The organism is Paraburkholderia sp. RL17-337-BIB-A (assembly GCF_046025895.1).
GTDB lineage: Bacteria > Pseudomonadota > Gammaproteobacteria > Burkholderiales > Burkholderiaceae > Paraburkholderia > Paraburkholderia fungorum_C.
Window position 1 is genome coordinate 528934 of record NZ_JARESY010000002.1, and the last position, 18673, is coordinate 547606.

General features: G+C 59.5%; 17 protein-coding genes and 1 pseudogene. 8 read left to right on the forward strand and 10 right to left on the reverse strand.

Annotation, left to right across the window (positions count from 1 at the left end):
• The first annotated feature begins 446 nt into the window (after positions 1-446).
• Both P0D84_RS23350 and P0D84_RS23355 read left to right on the forward strand, forming a co-directional pair.
• A complete protein-coding gene (locus P0D84_RS23350) occupies positions 447-614 on the forward strand; it encodes a TIGR00366 family protein (protein ID WP_408340818.1) in 168 nt (55 codons plus the stop codon).
• A complete protein-coding gene (locus P0D84_RS23355) occupies positions 604-1296 on the forward strand; it encodes a cytochrome b/b6 domain-containing protein (RefSeq protein ID WP_408340820.1) in 693 nt (230 codons plus the stop codon). The genes P0D84_RS23350 and P0D84_RS23355 overlap by 11 nt, the downstream gene beginning before the upstream one ends.
• A gap of 46 nt (positions 1297-1342) precedes the next feature.
• On the opposite strand, the gene P0D84_RS23360 is transcribed toward P0D84_RS23355, so the two are convergent.
• From P0D84_RS23360 to P0D84_RS23375, 4 genes are all read right to left on the reverse strand, one after another.
• Positions 1343-1804 (reverse strand): CHRD domain-containing protein, encoded by a 462-nt coding sequence (locus P0D84_RS23360; RefSeq protein WP_408340822.1) that lies wholly within the window; start codon positions 1802-1804, stop codon positions 1343-1345.
• Positions 1805-1925: 121 nt separating this feature from the next.
• On the reverse strand, positions 1926-2540 hold the full coding sequence (locus P0D84_RS23365) for a hypothetical protein (protein ID WP_408340824.1): 615 nt from the start codon (positions 2538-2540) through the stop codon (positions 1926-1928).
• Positions 2541-2588: 48 nt separating this feature from the next.
• Positions 2589-3380, reverse strand: a complete 792-nt coding sequence (locus P0D84_RS23370; RefSeq protein ID WP_408340826.1) for a molybdopterin-dependent oxidoreductase — start codon at positions 3378-3380, stop codon at positions 2589-2591.
• Positions 3381-3382: 2 nt separating this feature from the next.
• Complete coding sequence (locus P0D84_RS23375; RefSeq protein WP_408340828.1) at positions 3383-4006, reverse strand: cytochrome b/b6 domain-containing protein; 624 nt, start codon at positions 4004-4006, stop codon at positions 3383-3385.
• 1488 nt (positions 4007-5494) lie between these two features.
• Here P0D84_RS23375 and P0D84_RS23380 point away from each other — a divergent pair.
• Both P0D84_RS23380 and P0D84_RS23385 read left to right on the forward strand, forming a co-directional pair.
• A complete protein-coding gene (locus P0D84_RS23380) occupies positions 5495-6046 on the forward strand; it encodes a GNAT family N-acetyltransferase (protein ID WP_408340830.1) in 552 nt (183 codons plus the stop codon).
• A gap of 102 nt (positions 6047-6148) precedes the next feature.
• A complete protein-coding gene (locus tag P0D84_RS23385) occupies positions 6149-6289 on the forward strand; it encodes a hypothetical protein (protein ID WP_408340832.1) in 141 nt (46 codons plus the stop codon).
• Between the two features lie 194 nt (positions 6290-6483).
• On the opposite strand, the gene P0D84_RS23390 is transcribed toward P0D84_RS23385, so the two are convergent.
• From P0D84_RS23390 to P0D84_RS23405, 4 genes are all read right to left on the reverse strand, one after another.
• Positions 6484-6906, reverse strand: coding sequence for an organic hydroperoxide resistance protein (locus P0D84_RS23390; RefSeq protein WP_200653502.1), 423 nt, complete (start codon positions 6904-6906; stop codon positions 6484-6486).
• Positions 6907-7084: 178 nt separating this feature from the next.
• A complete protein-coding gene (locus tag P0D84_RS23395) occupies positions 7085-8797 on the reverse strand; it encodes a thiamine pyrophosphate-dependent enzyme (RefSeq protein WP_408340835.1) in 1713 nt (570 codons plus the stop codon).
• Between the two features lie 652 nt (positions 8798-9449).
• A complete protein-coding gene (locus P0D84_RS23400) occupies positions 9450-9824 on the reverse strand; it encodes a tautomerase family protein (RefSeq protein WP_408340837.1) in 375 nt (124 codons plus the stop codon).
• Between the two features lie 95 nt (positions 9825-9919).
• Entirely contained in the window at positions 9920-10720 is an 801-nt protein-coding gene (locus P0D84_RS23405; RefSeq protein WP_408340839.1) for an acetoacetate decarboxylase family protein, read from the reverse strand.
• A gap of 884 nt (positions 10721-11604) precedes the next feature.
• Here P0D84_RS23405 and P0D84_RS23410 point away from each other — a divergent pair.
• The 4 genes and pseudogenes from P0D84_RS23410 to P0D84_RS23425 all read left to right on the forward strand — a co-directional run.
• A pseudogene (locus P0D84_RS23410) lies at positions 11605-12755 on the forward strand (IS3 family transposase); the annotation flags it as partial.
• A gap of 695 nt (positions 12756-13450) precedes the next feature.
• Complete coding sequence (locus P0D84_RS23415; protein ID WP_408340841.1) at positions 13451-14629, forward strand: porin; 1179 nt, start codon at positions 13451-13453, stop codon at positions 14627-14629.
• Positions 14630-14667: 38 nt separating this feature from the next.
• On the forward strand, positions 14668-14934 hold the full coding sequence (locus tag P0D84_RS23420; protein ID WP_408346359.1) for a hypothetical protein: 267 nt from the start codon (positions 14668-14670) through the stop codon (positions 14932-14934).
• 341 nt (positions 14935-15275) lie between these two features.
• The gene (locus P0D84_RS23425; RefSeq protein ID WP_408340843.1) at positions 15276-15965 is read left to right on the forward strand and encodes a hypothetical protein; all 690 of its coding nucleotides are present in this window, start codon (positions 15276-15278) and stop codon (positions 15963-15965) included.
• Positions 15966-16493: 528 nt separating this feature from the next.
• Here the strand turns inward: P0D84_RS23425 and P0D84_RS23430 are convergent.
• Together P0D84_RS23430 and P0D84_RS23435 are read right to left on the reverse strand one after the other, a co-directional pair.
• Positions 16494-16913, reverse strand: coding sequence for a c-type cytochrome (locus P0D84_RS23430; RefSeq protein WP_408340845.1), 420 nt, complete (start codon positions 16911-16913; stop codon positions 16494-16496).
• On the reverse strand, positions 16906-18474 hold the full coding sequence (locus P0D84_RS23435) for a flavin monoamine oxidase family protein (protein ID WP_408340847.1): 1569 nt from the start codon (positions 18472-18474) through the stop codon (positions 16906-16908). Before P0D84_RS23435 ends, P0D84_RS23430 begins: the two co-directional genes overlap by 8 nt.
• Positions 18475-18673 lie beyond the last annotated feature (199 nt).

Genomic DNA, 18673 nt, shown 5'->3' on the forward strand with positions numbered 1-18673 from the left:
GCCTGCCTCTTCCTCGGTAGCGATGACGACGACGTGCACCCAATGTGGAGGGGAGCAACCCGCTACGCACCGTTTGGTCAGGGCCTGACAGCAGCTTTGGCCCCTCAGTCGTGACGAGGTTTATCGGCAGTTCACTTAAGTTGCGCATGCGGAACTTGCCTCGTCCCTATACCGCGTCGCTGCTCGCAGTATCGGTTCCTTGTCACCAAGGTGGACCGTCCATCGGAAAGGTACTTTGTCCCCGGAGCTTCACACCCGACGGTCTCCCGTCGCGCATGTCCAGGTAGGCAACTGTTGGTCGTACAACAGGTCACAGCTTCAACCTTCAACCTCCAAACTTCGATTGCTGAATGTGACAAGGCAAGAAAGAGCTTTACCATCTACAGCATGCCGTATAACGCGCGGCTGACGGCGACACGTGTCGCACCCACAACTCGACTCTACCGGTGTTCAGGGCGCTGGAGTTGGCACCACGTTATCGAGTTGTGACGATTGGCGTACGGGACATCATGGGCTATTGTGTCACCGCGTTGCTATTCTCCGGAGTGGTGTTCACCCCGGGCCTGTATCTCTTTCAGCCGCTTGCGGGCGGAGGCGCGACACATGAATGCTGACGAACTTGTCACGCGGCCGACGCAGCCTGTCCGCCGCGCCGTGCTGGTCTGGGACGCGCCGGTGCGACTGTTTCACTGGTTGGTGGTCGTGCTGGTCACGGCGGCCTATGTCACCTTGAAACTAAACTGGATCGACTGGCACGTCCGGGTCGGCGAGACGCTGCTCGCGTTGGTTGTTTTCCGGCTGCTGTGGGGCTGCTTTGGCAGTGAGACCGCGCGCTTTCGCAGTTTCGTGGCGTCGCCCGCGGCTGCACTTCGTCATTTGCACCACCTGTTTCGCCGCGAGCCGGATGTGCAGGTGGGCCACAATGCGGCCGGCGGCTGGATGGTCCTGCTGCTGCTCGCGTTGCTGCTGGTCGAGACGCTGAGCGGGCTCTACGTCAACAACGACATCGCCGACGAGGGGCCGTTGAGCGAAGTCGTGCCCGCGTGGCTCGCCAACGCAATCTCGACGCTGCACGGGCTTGTTTGGGACGTGCTGCTCGCCGCGGTGGCGCTGCACGTGCTCGTGATCGCTCTCTACGCGGTAGCGAAGGGACACAACCTGCTGCGTCCGATGCTAACGGGCTACAAGCTGTTGCCCTCGTCCATCGACGCGCCGCGGCAGACGCCAGCGCTGCTGGCGCTGCTGCCGCTCGGCGTCGGCGCTGCCGTGGTGATGCTGCTCGCGGCTTATCTCTGAGCTCGCCGGGAACCTGATCTCAGGATGCCGCTTCAGTGGGGGCGCGTCAGTTGCTCTTCGGCGGCACCACCTGGCCGCGGATCTCGCCGTTCGGATTGTTTTTGGTGTGAACGTTGATGTACATGTCACCGGCTTCGAACATCCTGGCATCGTCCGGGGATAGCGTGGCCTGACCGCTGATCGGGCTCGTCACCTCCATGTTGCCTTTCTGAGAGAGCCAGACCTTCACGCCAGCGTTTTTGCCGGCTGGAGCGGGTCCGTGGAAATGTGCCATCGTGGCCTGACTCGACAATCCGCCGAAGCTGATGTTCCAGGTTACGACCCGCGTGCCTGAGTCGTACGTGAGGTCGGCGCTGCCGCTGCCCGGCGTCTCCACCGGCGGAACCTGTTGAGCGCCCGTCAACGGCACTTTAAATGAGACCGGCGCCGCTTGCACCAAGCTCAGCGTACCTGCTAAGGCCAGGCCGCCGAACACCATGAAAGCGCGCTGCGAGATGGATCGTGACATTTAGTTTTCTCCTTTAGGGAACAACGACCGCGCAATGATGCGGATAGCACAAATCGACCCGATGCGGGGTTGAACCATGTGCTACCGCAGTGGACAGGTCCTCCATCCGACCACCAATCGACTACATCGGCGGAGCGACTCCATCCTTTTCGACCACCACGCGCTGCGCGACAAATGCACCCTGCGACGCGGCCGTTGCGACCACAAACACCTTCTTGCCCGCGGTCAGATCGGTGCGTGCGGCCGGCGTGAAAGTCACGATGGGTACGTTAGGCGGTACGGTTACTTCGTTGTTCCCGCCTTTGTACGACAGCTTCAGATTCCGGCCGCTGGTACCCTGAACGACCGTGTCGACGTTCGCATTCGTCATCGTGCTGTTCGGACCGAGGTCCCATGCGTAGTGGCCTTCACCCGAGCCGCGCGCGGATTCGGGGAAGACGACCACTTCGGTGGCCGTCAACTTTCCGTCAGTGCCCGTCGTTGCGGCCGTGCCGACGAAGGAGCCCGGCTTGATGTCCGAAAGCTGCATGGCCTTGACCGCCGAGACGGCAACGGTCGGTTTGAGCTCGATTGACACAGTGTCGCCGCTACGACGATGCACCTTCAGGACGTCGCCGTCGAGCGAGACAATTTCGCCGCGGATGCGCGACGGTTTGGGGGCGGGCGTCTGAGCGAGCACGACACTGGCAAAAGTCAGCGTGGCGAGGGTGACGCCAAGTTTCAAGCGGATAGACATGGATGCTCCGTAAAGGACTGTTGAGTTTCGAGAGTGGATTAGTGCACATCAGGAACCGCCGAACCAGTTATAGCCCTGGTTCTCCCAGTAACCACCGGGATATTCGTTCGTCACACTGATTGCGACGATATGCTTCGGATTCTTGTATCCGAGCTTGGTCGGCATACGCAGCTTCATCGGGAAGCCGTATTTCGGCGGCAGCACCTCGCCGTCGTATGTGAGTGTGAGCAGCGTCTGCGCATGCAATGCGGTCGGCATGTCGATACTGGTCCAGTAGTTGTCCGCGCAGTGCAATGACACGTACTTCGCCGTCACGTCCACGCCCGCGCGCTTCATGAAATCGGAGAAGCGCACGCCGCCCCATCGGCCGATCGCACTCCATCCTTCGATGCAGATATGGCGCGTGATCTGGCTTTCCTGCGGCAACGCGCGCAACTCGTCGAGCGTCCAGACGCGTTTGCCATTCGCCAGGCCACCCACCTGTAGCCGGTAAGTAGCGGCGTCGACTTCGGGCACATCGTCGATATCGTAGAACGCGTTGAACGGAAACGGCCGTGTGATCATCGACTCCGGATAGGTCGGGGCCATCTCGTTCGGGTTGAACAGCAGGGCCTGCACCTCGTCGTTGAAGAACGACATTCTGCGCAGCATGGTGTTCACGGACTTGTCATTGGACAAATCGCAGCCGGACAGCATCGCTATGCCGCCGAGCGTGAGAACTTGCTTGCCAAGCAGCCGGCGCGCCGGGTTCTTCAGTTCGTTGCGCGCATCCTTGATGATGGATTCAGCGTGCGACGAAAGAAATGTATCGGGATTCTTGGTCTTTTTTCGAAAAGTCATGGTCACCGTCCGCGAATCATCAGAAGCAGCGAGCGCGGCACCAGTGCGACCATGACGACATGCACGATGAAGAACGCAACCAGCACGCTCATTGCAACGAAATGCACGACACGCGCATTGTCGTACCCGCCCATTAGCGTGCGCAGCAGCGGGAATTGCACCGACTTCCATATCGCCAGTCCCGACAGAACCAAGAGCGCGATATCGACGATGACGACCAGATAGGCGAATTTCTGTACGGCGTTGTAGCGTGTGAGGTCCTCATGCCTGAGCGTGCCACGCAGTGCGGCGACGAGATCGGTTGCAAGCGACTTGAAGCTGATCGGCAGCAGTTTCCGGCGCAGACGTCCCGAAACGATATTCAGCCCGACGTAGATGAGGAAATTCGCGACCAGCATCCACATGATCGCGAAATGCCATTGTAAGGCCCCGCCGAGCCAGCCGCCCAATGTGATGGTGGAAGGAAACTGTAAAGCTGGAAAAATCGGCGAGGCGTCATAGATCTGCCAGCCGCTTGTCACCATCAATACGACAGCGAGGGCATTAATCCAGTGTGTGATGCGGACCCAGGCGGGTTGAATCGTTGTGTGAATCAAAGCGATCTCGTGATTGATGAGGTAGCACATGCTCGGACTGCTGGCCGGCCGCGACCAGGCTGGCCTCCATACGTAAACATAACCTGCGCGCAACTATTCCATTGCGCGACAAATAATTTTTCTTACACGCGACCGCATGCGCAGCATTGCGGCCAAGAGCGCCAATTGGTCCATGTTTCGAAGGCAAGTGATTCGAACCAGGCACGAACCAGGTCACAGCCAGCTGGAACGGCATAGGACGCGACGAGTGCGATCCTCGGGGAATGTCCGTTACCTGGGGATGCTGTTGAAAAAGTCGCTGACTGTCTTTATCGCAAGGTTAGAGGGTAGCCGCGCCCCCTCCCGGAAACGCGGCCCCCGAAGAACCGTACGTGCGAGTTTCCCCGCATACGGCTCGCGCACGGCATTAAGCATCATGTCGATGCCGGGTGCGGTTTGTGCACACACAACCTTCGCAAACGTCACATCGTCGATTCATCCCGTCGCCGGGACAAGGGTGCTGAACCGTAGCCCGACCGGTCTCTCACAAGCTTCCCTTTGGTGAATCTCTGACGTGGGCCAACGACAGCCGCACCACGCGCACGTCAGCACCCTTTCAGGTCGGGGCAAATCTCGAACCCCTATGTCACCCGTTACAGGCAACCCTTCGCTTCTTGCGCGTTCTCACTCCCGCTTCCCCAACAGTGTTCCTCACGGTCCACCTGCCTCCGCTCCATTGAACCAGAGCGAGCGCGGGAAATCGGGGTTCCCGCGTTCCCATCCCTGCCGACCCGAGCACTTCCGGGCCTGTCCGTTTAGCACCTGTCTATTCCCCGATGGCCTCGTGACGACGTGCACCCACTTGAAAAAGATGCAACCGGCCATTTACCATTTTGGTCAGAGCCTCTCAGCAGCTTTGGCTCTTCGAAGATAACGAGGATTCCATCGACAGTTCACGTACGTTGTGCATGCGGAACTTGCCTGGCCCCCACACCGCACGGCTGCTGGCAGTGTCGATCCCTGCCCGGTCGCCCGGGTGAATCGCCCATAGGGAGGGTACGTTGTCCCCGGAGCTTCGAACCCGACCGTTACCGGTCGAGCACGTCCAGGTAGGCAACTGCTGGTCGTACAGCAGGTCACGGCATCAATCTCCGATGTTCAGATTGTTGAATGTGACAAGGCAGAGAAGAGCTTTGCCATCCACTACGTTGCCGATTTACGTCCGGCGGACGGCGACACGCGTCGCACTTCGGGGGTCTTCTTGCCCTTACCCAACGGTCGCGAGCGGTTTATAGAGGGATCTGAGAGGTCGATTTTTTCGCCAGCGAATTGAAAACGCCGAGCAGCGACTTTTTCAACAACATCGGCCAGTTTCGGTCAATCGAAAGTGGCGCCTGGATCGTTGACGATCGGCACGACGTCCGCAATCGGTCGCACGCCACCAAACGAAACGAGCCCGTTCGGCGGGAGAGCCCAACACGGCACAGCCGCTGATTTATGGCATGCGATCATTAGCTCCCGGATCAAAATCAAACTCTAATGACCACGTTTCCGACACTGACAACTTCGCGGCTATTATTGCGGGAGCTTTTGCCCGGCGACGCACCGTCGTTGTTTGCTGTCCATGGCGATGCTGAAGGCATGCACTGGTTCGGTACTGATCCAATGACCGATATAGGGGAGGCCGATAAGCTGATTCAGGTATTCGCCGATTGGCGGCGCAGTGGCTCTGGCGTCCGCTGGGCCATCGAGAGGATTTCGGATGGCCTTTTCCTCGGTACATGCGGTCTTTTCCGATGGAATCGAAGTTGGCGAAGCTGCGTCGTCGGCTATGAACTGGCTCCGTTTGCGCGTGGCAATGGATATATGAACGAAGCGCTTTCTGCCGCGATCGATCACGGTTTCGATACGATGCAGATAAACCGCATCGAAGCCCAGGTTCACCCTCAAAACGCACCGTCTATAGACACGCTGGAGACGCTGGGCTTTCTCCGTGAAGGGTTCCAGCGTCAGGCTGGGTACTGGCGTGGCACCTATCACGATCTCCTACAGTTCGCGTTGTTACGTGCTGAATTCCAGCGTCGGGTCTAATAGACTGGTCAATGGTCGCACTTTTGCCATATGAGCGGCCGCTTTGGAGCAAACCGGATGACCGTAGCGGGGCGCCTGCCGCCGATCATCAACTGACGGGACTTGACCGGCACCCGCACCGTGCGTGAGGCGCTGATCGGCCAGGAGCGGCCGTTCGTCATCACGTCGAGCATGCCGTTTGATGGTCTGCTACTGCTTTCGAACCGGCCATTGCAAACTCTAGCGTTCGGGCAACTGCATTGAACCGTATTGCCGACTGCACATCGCCGGAGCCGGCAATATTGGAATTGCCCAAACCACCTGGGGAGAAACGCGACCATGGCGCCGCCAATCCCTGCAAAAAGCCAGCAAACAAAAGGATTGCAGCAGATATGCGCCGCTTCGGGTGACACTGCATCCGCTGCTTGCACTTGAACAAGCGTGAGATGACGCGCGGATCAGACCAGCGTTAGCTTGACGTCGATGTTGTTGCGCGTCGCGTTCGAATAAGGACAGACGACGTGCGCCTTGTCGATCAGTGCTTGCGCCTCTGCGCGGTCCATGTCCGGCAGCGAGATTTTCAGCTCGACTTCGATGCCGAAGCCAGTGGGAATCCTCCCGATTCCGACGCTGCCGTCGATGGCGACGTCCTTCGGCAAAGCGATCTTGTCGCGCGCGCTGACGGTCCTCAGCGCGCCGATGAAGCACGCGCTATATCCCGCGGCGAAGAGTTGTTCGGGGTTCGTGCCACCGCCACCGCCGCCGAGTTCCTTCGGCATGGCCAGCTTGAGATCAAGGTTGCTCTCGGGATCCGTCGCACGTCCGTCGCGGCCGCCGGTGACGTGCGCATGAGCACGGTACAAGACTTTTTCAATTGTCATTCTGGATTCCTTCACGTATCAGGGGGTGGTCGCAGGGAAGTGGTTTTAATCCGCGTGTTCGCCGGATGGCCGACTCAACTCCCCCACGCGTGGGATCAAATTGATGGGGCTGAAGGTAGCCCCGCCGTCAATACAGCATCGGTGCAACGCTTACTTTCCGTAGGCGAATTGCACCGGTTCAAAGGAAGTTTTCACGCACTATTTCCAGCACATCCGCCCCGCGGCCGTTGAGTATGGCGCGCGCCGAGTACAGCGCCATGCCGATCGCGGGCTTTGCTTCAAAGAACGGGGGTTTGACCAGTTCCAGCGGATTGACAATGACGTTAAGAAGCGCTGGGCCGGGCTGGGACAGCCACTCTTGAACGGCCGTTGGAAGTTCAGAAGCGTTTCGAACCGTTTTGCCCCAAAGGCCAATCGCGTCTGCCACTTTGCCGAAGTCCGGATTCTTCAGGCGCGTGAACGTGTCGAGCATGCCCTCAGACTTCTGTTCGATCTCCACAAAGCCCAGCTTGCTGTTGTCGAACACGACGATCTTGACCGGCAAGTCTTCCTGGATCGTGGTGAGGAGTTCGCCGAAGAGCATGGAAATGCCACCGTCTCCGCACATGGCGATCACCTGACGGTCGGGACACGCCTTTTGTAGTCCCAATGCACTCGGGAGGGCCGTCGCCATGGTGCCATGCAGAAGGCTACCGAAGATCTGACGTTTGCCGTTGACCTCGAGCAGGCGAATTGCCCACACCACCGGCGTGCCATCGTCCGCGCAAAATAGTGCATCGTCGGCGGCGTATTGGTTGATCACCGACGCAAGATATGAGCCGGGGATGGTGTTGTCGTGTCCGGGTACGAGATGCTTTTTTGCCGATGCCATGGTCTCGGCGTATCGCTTGACGTATTTCTCCTGGAACGAAGTGTCGTCCTTGCGCTCCAGGTGCGGCAGCAACGCCTGCAGCGTAGGTTGGATGTCGCCGACTGCACCCAGGGTGACATGATGTCGCCGGCCCAGATGCATCGGGTCGATGTCGATCTGAATAATCCTGGCCTCGTCGGGATAGAACTGACGCCAGGCAAAATCGGCACCCAGCAACAACAGAGTGTCGCATTCGAGCAGGGCGTTGTAGCCGGCTTCGTTCCCCAGGATGCCCGTCATGCCAATGTTGTAGGGATTGTCCGGCTCGAGAAAGCACTTTCCGCGAGAGGTGTGGGCGACTGGTGCCTTGAGCCGGTCAGCCACCGCCATGATTTCGTCGAGTGCCCCCTCGCAGCCGGCCCCCGCATAGATTGCGATCTGCTTTCCGGCGTTGAGGGTTCGCGCGATCTCGTCGATCTCCGCATCGCTCGGCCGGATGATCGGGTGACTATGATGAACGCGATAAGGAAAATCTTCTTTCACTTCGCCATGCGAGACGTCGACCGGCACGATCAGTACTGCGACGCCTCGCTTGGCCAAGGCGGCCTGGCAAGCCATCACCGCTTTTTTCCTGGCCTGTTCGGGCGTCAGGATCATTTCGCAGAACACCGAGCATTCCTTGAAGATCGACTTGAAGTCTACCTCCTGGATGAACTCAAACCCCATCTCACTCATCGCCACCTGACTTGCGATCAGGACGAGGGGAGCGCGATTGCGATTGGCTTCATACAATCCGTTGATGAAATGCAAGCCGCCTGGACCGCAGCTACCCGCACACGCCGTCAGGTTATTCGTGTGCAGCGCCTCCGCGCCCGCCGCGAAGGCGCCCGCCTCTTCGTGGCGAACACTGACCCATTCAATGGAGCTGCGCTCCAGGTTCTCAGCAAACAGATTTAGCGTGTCGCCCACGATGCCGTAGCAGCGCTTGACTCCCGCCTGTTCGAGAACTTCGACAATGATTTCCGCAACTTTCATGCCCATGTACGTCTCCAAGACGCGAGGAAATAGGGAGAAAAAAAGCCCCAAGGATTGATACGCGCAGCTTTGGTCGGCACGGCGGAGGTCGCTACCAGCCTGCGTCCGGCATGATCGAACTTGAGCACCGCGCATCTAAGAAGCTTCGAAGCAGACGGCATCAAAGCGTGTGAACAGCGTGGCGACATGTCCCGGCACGTCCACTGCGAACGAGAGAATCGACCGGGCGTGTCCGTGAAAGCGGCACGAACCGGTTCCGCCGTATGTCGGCCGCGCGATGCGCGGGCACTCGCATGCGAACAGGCCGGGCATTGAAAGCTCACCGAATTGGGGTTTGCTTCGGAAGCCTATCTTGCCCTCATGATAGTGAGCAAGGCGGAAGGGCCGCTATTACATAAAGCTGTAATCGGCCCCGAGTATGAGGAACTGGTCGAGCTGACGCTGCTGACTCGACTGACATGGTCCCGTCGATAAGTCTTCATAGCGCGGCTTCACTAGCAGGAGTCGCTCTGATCTTTGATCTTGGCCGCCACGGCCGCCTCAATCTCTGCCGCTTCGGTGGCATCAATGCGGGGCATTTGTATAATTGCCGCCGTTCTGATGCGGGATCAGCGCTGTTGCATGTCCTTTCAGGGCCGTTGGCGCCCTCGTCGTCACCCTATTCGTTCACGATGTCCGGCATGACCTGTCCCATCTCCATCGCCTGACTGGCTGGCACCTCCTGAATGCCGATGACAAGCTGTTCATCGGGCGCTCCCGTCGCGGTCTGAAACAGTTTCCAAAGACGCTGTATCAATTCCCGCTTATATTCAGGTGGCCGTCCGGCCCGCATCAAAAGCGTGAGCGCAGCCGTTGCCGCCGGTTCTCCGGCGGTGAACCCGCTGCCTCTCGCATAGTCCTGAAACACGACATGCACCCAATTCTTTGGCACACCCGCATATTCGGAATGCAGGGTCGTCAGTTCCATCGCGAGCTTGGCCTTGGCGTCACTGCTGAGTGCGCCGTCCTGAGTGGTCAAGGTGTAAAGAGGCATGGGAGCCACTCCTATACTGAAGATTCGCGGGCATTCGCATGGACGGTCGCCCGCATAACCTGGCCCCTTGCTAACTCATAGGGCCGTCGAGACGGTCATCCGGCGTAGTTCTTCAGAATGCGCAGGTCGGTCACGGAGTACGACATACCGAGCCGATAACCCCGGCCGACGCGCAGCGGAGCAACCAGGTGCATGTCCTCGCCGTCGACTTCGGGAAGCTTCAGTTCCGCTGATCCGCTCCAGACATTCACGATCGCGAGATTGTCCGTAAGCGACATGGTCAGTTCGTTGACCGCCGGCTTGTCCTGACGATCGGCCGCGAGCTGGGGAAAGTAACGGCGCATCGTCGTCGGCCGGTTGAAAACCGTCGCCGGGTCAGCGACAGCCTCCTCGAGCTGGATACGGGCAGTCGCCAGCCGCTCTCCGTGTGCGGATACGCTGGCGCCAAAGCGACTTCCTTTGGCGAGCGGCGCAGCCGCTGCACTGGGAGCGGAGAAACTGCGAGTCTGATAGACACTGGCGAGCTTCTTTGGAAACCCCTGCGCCCATCCGCGCGCGATGGCGGCGTCGTTGTCGACGAAAATATACGGGCAATAGTTGACCGGCATACCCTCAAACACTGCCTCGACCAGAACGAAGGCCTCACGGTATTGATACCGGGCAGGGTCCGTCAATTCGTCATTGGAACCCGTGAACTGCCAGTCCAGAAACCAGAAGAAGGCGCGCCCTCCTGATTTCTCGTCTACCGTGACGCCTGGCGGGAGCAGCGCCGCGATCGCCTTCTGGTCGGCCCAGTATTCGATGGCAAGACAGTCACTGGAATAATGCCACGGCGGCAGCGTCGCCAGCGCGGACTTTCCTTGCGGTGTGATGGGAACTGAAAAAGCTTTAAGCATCTCGTTTCCTCCTGAATTGGCACGACCCAAAGTCGCTGTATATGGAATCCTGGCGTTTCCTGGAAACGCCGCGTATTACCAGACGCGATCCGTGCGAGGACACAACTGGCGACCAGGAGCGCCTATCGAATGAAAGATTTCCGAAAATGTAGCCAACGTGATGGGGCTATATCTTGCGCGAGCGGCCGGCAATATCCGGATGATCGTCACCGATAATCGGGATCATCGGTCTATGTAACGGTCGGTCCGCTTTGCTCCACACATACCTTGAGTATGGCCAGCGCGCTGGAAGACGGCTATTACATAAAAACTGTAGTCACCTGTGCCCCCGCCTCCCTCGCGAACGGCCGTGGCTGCAAGAGCGGTTCTCGCGGCGCAGCCGCGTGAGTTGCACGCATCGACCGGATCTTTTCGGGCACGGCATATAAACTTAATCTGGCGCGCTCCTCGACCCTTTCAGTCATCTACAGCGACGGTATGACGACTGCGGCGAAGCAAGGCGGCGACAACCTCGGTTACAGCGGACACAATCATCCCAAGGGCGAGAAGGTGGTGGCCTTCTGCGATCGCGACTGCAACATGGGGCGCCTTCGGAATTTGGAATATAGAGCTCGATAGAAGATCAACAAAGAGGAGAACGTGGAGATGCGGGTATCGGCTTCGCTCAGTCAAGCGGTCATGCAAGTTAGGATTAGCTACCAGCGGTTTGGCCGACACTTTCCCGCCGTCGCGTCAGCGCGAACGACCGCTTGACCTCGGGAACCGCCGTTAAGACCGGGCTGGTCCTACTGGCCGAAGAGGGTCGTTCAGCGTCATTCGAAACGGCAGTTTGGAGTTGACCCGGTTTCGTGGACACCTATTCTTTGGAACAGGAGGTGTCCATCATGCAGAGACATCGCACCCCGTACCCGGCGGAATTCCGGGCACAAATGGTTGAACTGGTGCGTGCCGGACGTAAGCCTGAGGAACTCGCGACGGAGTTCGAGCCGGCCGCGCAGACCATCTACAACTGGGTCGCACAGGCCGATCGCGATTCAGGTAAGCGTCACGACGGGCTGACCACGGCGGAGCGCGAGGAACTGACGCGGCTGCGTCGCGAGAACCGGCAACTCAAGCTAGAGCGAGACATATTGTCAAAAGCCGCGGCCTGGTTCGCCCGGGAGACCGGGACCGTGCCCGACAAGGGTTCGAGTTCATGAAAGCGAATCAGGCCATCTGGCCGATTGTCACCATGGCGCGGCTGCTGGAGGTCTCCGCCAGCGGCTTCTACGCCTGGATCGAGCGCAAACCGTCCGCGCATGCGCGTAGCGATGCGGATCTGCTGTCACGCATCCGTGCAATCTATACGCGCTCACGCGGGACCTACGGGATGCCGCGCATTTATGCGGAGCTCAGCGGACAAGGTATCCACGTCGGGCGCAAGCGGGTTGCGCGCCTGATGCGCATCGCAGGGCTGCGCGGCGTGAGCCGGCGTCGCTGGTTCAGTACTACGCAACGGCAGCCCGATGCGCGGCCAGCGCCGGACCTGGTGCAGCGGCACTTCAACGCCGACGCGCCGAACCAGTTGTGGGTGGCCGACGCCACCTATGTACCGACCCGCGTCGGGTTTCTGTACCTTGCGGTGGTACTGGACGTGTTCAGCCGGCGCGTGGTGGGCTGGGCGATAGCCAACCATCTGCGCACCGCGCTGATGCTGCAGGCCCTGGACATGGCGCTGGGACAACGCCATCCCAACGGGGTGATTCACCACTCGGACCAAGGTTGCCAATACACTTCGCTTGCCTTCGGCCGGCGTTGCAGCGAAGCAGGCGTGCGTCCGTCCATGGGCACAGTGGGCGACTGCTTCGATAACGCCATGTGCGAGGCGTTCTTCGCCACGCTTGAATGTGAGCTGCTCGCGCGCACGCGATTCGATACACATGAACAAGCCCGACAAGCGTTGTTCTCCTTCATTGAAGGCTGGTATAACCCGCACCGCCTGCACAGCGGCATCGGCTATCGCTCGCCGATGATTTACGAACGGATGCATGCCGCGAAAAAACAGACCTCGTCCGCATGCGGGTTGCCCACCGCCGGCCAGCGTCATGGTCGTAACGGGCGACCCGCCGTCCGGCCGTGGACAACCCGCAACGTCACATCAAAGGGAGGACCCTCACCCGGGCACAATTCAACTACGTAACCGTCCACTGAAGCGGGTCACCCCCAGTTCGCCATCTCCCCTGCTACCGCGCACAGCCACACCCAATTCTGAAGCCGGACCGGGTCAGCCGAGCAACACCCACCCGTCCGAGTCACCCGAACTGCCGCCTCACACGGCGAGCGTTCATGCTTAACCCGGGTTTCCGTTCCTATGGGCTCGAACCCCTAATACTGGTATGAACAGCCGGTATGGACGCGCTGCGAATGAGATTAGCGTGGTGCCGTCGACGGCTCATACCCCAATTTGACAACTGCTCGCGTGCTGCCTTGCCGCCCGGTGCGGCGCCGAGACAATGCGTTGCCGGCGGGCAACACCCCGTCGCGGAAGGATGGCGGGCGAACCGCCTGCAGCAAGCGTTGCCCGGCATCGGACATTTTCCAGGCCGGATGCGGCATTGTCAGTCGAGGACCGGGTCAGCTAGTCTTTAACACGGACCCTCCATCGACGGCCAACGTTGCGGGCACGGAACCGCGAGGGTAGCGCAGACCGCATTTCCTTCATTGCATCTCAGGACATTCTGGAGCAAACAAATGAAGAAATCCCTGATCGCTGGCGCGGCGATGCTCTCGCTGACAGGCGCGGCGTACGCACAGAGCAGCGTGACACTGTATGGCTTGATCGACTCGGGCCTGACCTACACGAACAGCCAGATCACCGGGACTGGCACGGGTGGACACAGCAACTGGCAGATGACCAGTGGCTCAGTCCAATATAGCCGCTGGGGGCTGCGTGGCGCGGAAGACCTGGGTGGAGGTCTGAAGGCGATCTTCACACTGGAAAACGGTTTTAATTTGAACAACGGGCAGTTCTCCTCGAGTAACCGCATCTTTAACCGCCTTGCCTTCGTCGGCCTCAAGCACAACGACTACGGCACGCTCACGCTGGGCCGTCAGACCGACGACATGGTCGACTTTGTTGCTCCGCTCGCGTTGACTGGCACGGAATACGGCGGCACACACTTCGCACATCCTTTCGACAGTGACAACCTGAACGACTCGTTCCAGATCAACAACTCGGTGAAGTATGAGAGCCCGGACCTTCAAGGGTTCAAGTTCGGCGGCCTGTATGGCTTCTCGAATCTCGCAGGCGGCTTTTCCAACAATCGGGCATACAGTGTGGGCGCTTCTTACGCGTGGGGGCCACTGAACTTCGGCGCTGGGTATCTGCACCTGAACAGCGCCGCGCGGACCCCGGGGCAGGTCAATGCGAATGGTGCAGTGACTGATACGCTCGGGGCATCGCTCCAGGGACTCCTGTCGCCGACTTCGGTTCCGCTGGGGACGATGGCCTCCCGGCAGCAGACGTGGGGAGGTGGCGTGAACTACACGTTCGGTCCGGCGGTTGCGGGATTCGTCTATACGCAGACCAACCTGACACAGCTGTTCCAGACGGGCTTCAGCACGCACTTCCAGAATTTCGAGGGCAACATCCGCTACGCTCTGACACCGGTGCTAGAACTGTCCGGCGCGTACACGTATTCCCGCGGGGGCGGCAGTGCAGGCAGCGGCAGTCCGCACTGGAACCAGGTAAGCGCGATGGCTGACTACGACCTGTCGAGGCGCACGGATATCTATCTGCAGAGCGCCTACCAGAGCGTGAGCGCCAGTCGCAACTCGCCGCTGGGTGTTGCGTGGATCAACGGCATCAGTGCACCGTCGTCAACGAACAACCAGGTCGAGGTGACCGTCGGCCTTCGTCATCGGTTCTGAAGCACGTAGGACGACTTACGCAAATCGCATCGGAACTGATGGATTTCCGAGCTTCCGTCGCAGGACACATCGCGCATCTCATCTTTTGCACGGTGAGGCGGCGTACGGGTCAATGCCGGCCGGCGCAGCAAGCGGATCAGGGGAGCCATTACACCGGCGACCACTTCCAGGGATTGCTGGCCGAACAGGGCATCATGTGCCGCCTGAGCCGGGTGGGTATCTTCGTTTGCGCAGACTGGCGATTCACCCAGGCGTACTACACGGGGATGGCGACGCACATGTTGCACGCCACGCGTTCGCGGTGAAGACGACGGCCTTGGCTTATTCGGCGAGACAGATATGAAGACGGTTGTACCTCCGGAACCGGCCGTTCAGCACCAGACAATTCGAATGGCAGAGATGGGTCGATCTGGGTCGGTCGTCATCCGACTCAGTGCGGCCACTTTCTCTGGGGCGGCCAGGAGGCCTTTCAGATGATTATCAATTCGGAACCAGAAAGCGGACCTTCGCGCTCTGTCTATGCCCGTGGTGTTGTCCGGGAGTACGGAATGCGGGATGACCGATTCAAGTCAATACTTAATCCGGTTCGCGATAGCGCTCTCCGCAGCAGTGAACGATGTTAAGCGTGCACGTACGACCGAATGGGATGATTCAATTCGCTGGTTGGATCCGGACGTCGTCAGCGCGGCAACCTGCCAGCGGTCGCATTGACGGCAAGCACTGTCTGACCATCACTGGCAAGGTCGCATTGGTAAATGATCGGCGTATAGGTGCCGACGTCGTTCTGGAACTCGGCCTTATCGCCAACGTATGTGATCGCGCCGCCCGGCTGATCGGTCCAGCGAAAGTAACTGAATTTCATCTCGTTGGGTGCCTCAGTCCATCTCACAGCGTGCGTCGCAAGTCGCTCGATCGGATCCTTGCAATAGGTGTCGGCCGCAACGATCGCTTTCTCTGCGAGACATTGGAGGTCGTCCTTGCAGCACGACTGGGCTTGATTCATCGGGTCGTGGCCATCTTTGGCGCCATAGGTCGAAACGCAACACCCGCTGATCAACGATCCGACTATAAGAATCCCGAAGCCGCCCCTTATCTTTCCCGCGCCGGTCTGCTGCTTTACCCCGGGCGCGCCATACTTGACGCACTTCGTCGGCTTGCTGCGAGCCTCGCTCCCGAATTCCTTGCATTTGACCAACGCCATGAATTCCTCCGATCCACATCTCATCGGGCAGTTGCTCCAACAACGGATGAGATTTATCCCGAGAACTCTGAAATGCTCACCCCTTATTTCGTCACAACTCTCTTTGCGAATGGTTTGGCGGCCATGAGCAAATAACACACCTTTCCAGAGTAGAGGTAACGCGCCAAGTCGCAAGAAAATTATTGTTCCAGTGGATAATGGATGGTCCCGGATTCGTCCTGCGTGGTCACCACCCCGCGCAACGGGTGCACGTCGAGCCACCCTCGAGCGTACCTGTCGGCCAATGCGCCGACATGGATGACCGTTGTCATCCAGTAAGTTGCCCTTGAGGGACGAAGGTTCGACCGGCGGCTTAGCCCGAGAATTCGCCAACGATTTCATCTCGCGAGTGCCCGCTGTTCCCTAGACGCGCCGCACGGTCGCAAGGTGGCGACAGCCTGAAACAGGTCGGACAGCGCCATTGACAGAAACGTGCAGGGCGAAGCAACCGTTTGAAAGCGGCATACTCGCGTCACGAAACCAGCGTCAGAATATCAACGTTGAAACTAAAGCTCGCCGTCGCCGAGCCGAAACAGACCCGGTTACATCGCGCCATAAGTCTCGTGAAGGGATAGGGGAGGCTGCAGGAAAGAGGCCGCGCATCGACAGCCCTCCCACCTGAACTCAGCGCAGACTTCTAACCTGGCTCGGCGTGACACTTCCGTCAAATCGATTGCCAAAATGGGTTCTTGTGTAGTTAACAACAGCCGCGACCTGATCGTCATCCATCGCGTCGCCAAACGATGGCATCGCCTTTCGGCCGTGCAGTACGTTAACGATGACGTACGGTGCCGCATCGACTGCCGGGTTGTCAGCGAGCGCCGGATAGTGCCCCGCGCCCTGTGCGCCTTTTCCATCCGGCATATGGCACCCCGCGCAGGTAGCGTTGTAAAGCGCTTCGCCGCTTTTTTCGGTGAAACGGTAGCCCGGCGAAATCGTGAAAGCGCGTGGTGCGTCCTGTGCCACGTCCTGAGCCGACACCGTCGTGGCTCCCATCAGCAACCCCATCAGCATCACGCTGAGGATCAGCGTCGGCCTATCCATTGACAATTCTCCGATGCAACCGGGTGATCGCATCCAGTGACGACAGCACGGCGCCTTCCTGCCATGCCGGGATATGGGACGCGTGCTCTCCGGCAAGGACGATCCGTCCGTCGATCTGACAGAGATTCGCGTAATGCGCCTCTCTCAACGCATCAGTCCATGCGGCGAAACAGCCATTCGTGAACGGTGATCGGCTCCAGCTCATCGCGAAGCCGTTCTGGTATTCGCGTGCGTATTGCGGATGAATCTGGCTGCCCTGGCTCAATGCCACCGCGATCCGTTCGGCAGGGGGCAGCGCACCCAGCTCATAGCTGGCGGGCCCCCACATGTAGGCGCCAAGCAGCACCGCAGGACCAATCGATCCGTAACCTGTTGCCGGATAGCCGATCATCGAGATCGGCAGATCAGTATGCGTGATGCCGCCGTAGATCTGCTCGTCTTCTTCCCAGAATCGCCGGCCGAATTGCAACCCGATTTTCACCGATGTCTCGTAGGGCACCGCATCGATCGCGGCGCGCATGGCCGGGCCGACCGCAATGTCGATCTGACTCAGAATCGAGAGCGGAATGGTGCACACCAGCCAATCCGCGTGCGCGCTCCGTTCGGTCCGGGTGGTCGTATCGGTATAGCGCACTGTGACGCCTTGCTCGTCCTGCAAGATGGCCGTGACTTTGGCGTTGAACACGACAGCGCTTGCGACCTGCGAATAAAGCGCATGGGCAATCCTGTCCATGCCGCCGACGGGCTGGAAAATGGCGCTCTGGAAGTCCTGCTGGTTTCCAGACGAGAGCCATTGCCACAAACGCGACGCAAGCAAGGGGTCGCGCGGGAGCAGATCCGACGGTACCGCCTCGGGCATCAGCCCACCGCCATGCGCGATTGCGAATCCGCGGCGTTCACTGCTTCGCCGGCCCGCCTGATAGCGACCATCCCGATCGAGCGCACCCCATTGGCGCAGGGATTCGAGTAGCAGATGCGCATCGTCGACTGACAACGCATCATCGAGCGCGTCTTTGTGGATTGCTTTGGAAAGCAGCTCGGCGATATAGCCTTGATAGTCGGTCTGCACCGCCCGGAATCGTTGCGGCTTGCCATCGAAAGCCTCCGCCGAATGCAGGTAGGCGTTGTAATTGACCTGGATGAACGGCTCGAGCGGCACCTTCAGACGTTTTGCATAGTCGAGTACGCCCTGGTGGTGATACGGAATGCGCCACGGCCCTGGGTTCAGATAAAGCCCGTCAGCGAAATCGCAGTACTGGGTGGCACCGCCGAGTTCTGTATAACGATCACCGCCCCTGACAGTCCAGGCCCGGCCACCCGCGCGGTTGTTGTACTCGAGCACCTGCACGTGGTAGCCCGCGTTCCTCAACTCAAAGGCCGCGACGAGGCCAGCCATGCCCGCGCCGAGCACGAGAATTCGCGTTCCTTTGGGCGCGCCATCGAGTCTGATCGGTCCGGCGTAGGTCGAGGCAGCGGCGAACCCAAGCGTGCCCATGCCTTGCATCATGGCGGCCGCGCCGAGGTTCTTGCCGATCAGCGTCAGCAGGTGCCGGCGGCTCATCGCGTGTGTGGTCAATCTCGACATAAAGACGTGGTGCCCCGATCGGAGAGAAACGATGACGAACGAAATCAGATGGCATCCCAGATTGCAAAGGCCTGAGTCATCTGGATTTATAGACTTGGCGATTGCGTTTGGGCGTACTGCAACGGGCTAGTACATTTTATGCGCTCACTCGAGCGTCGTGAATCGAACGCCAGAA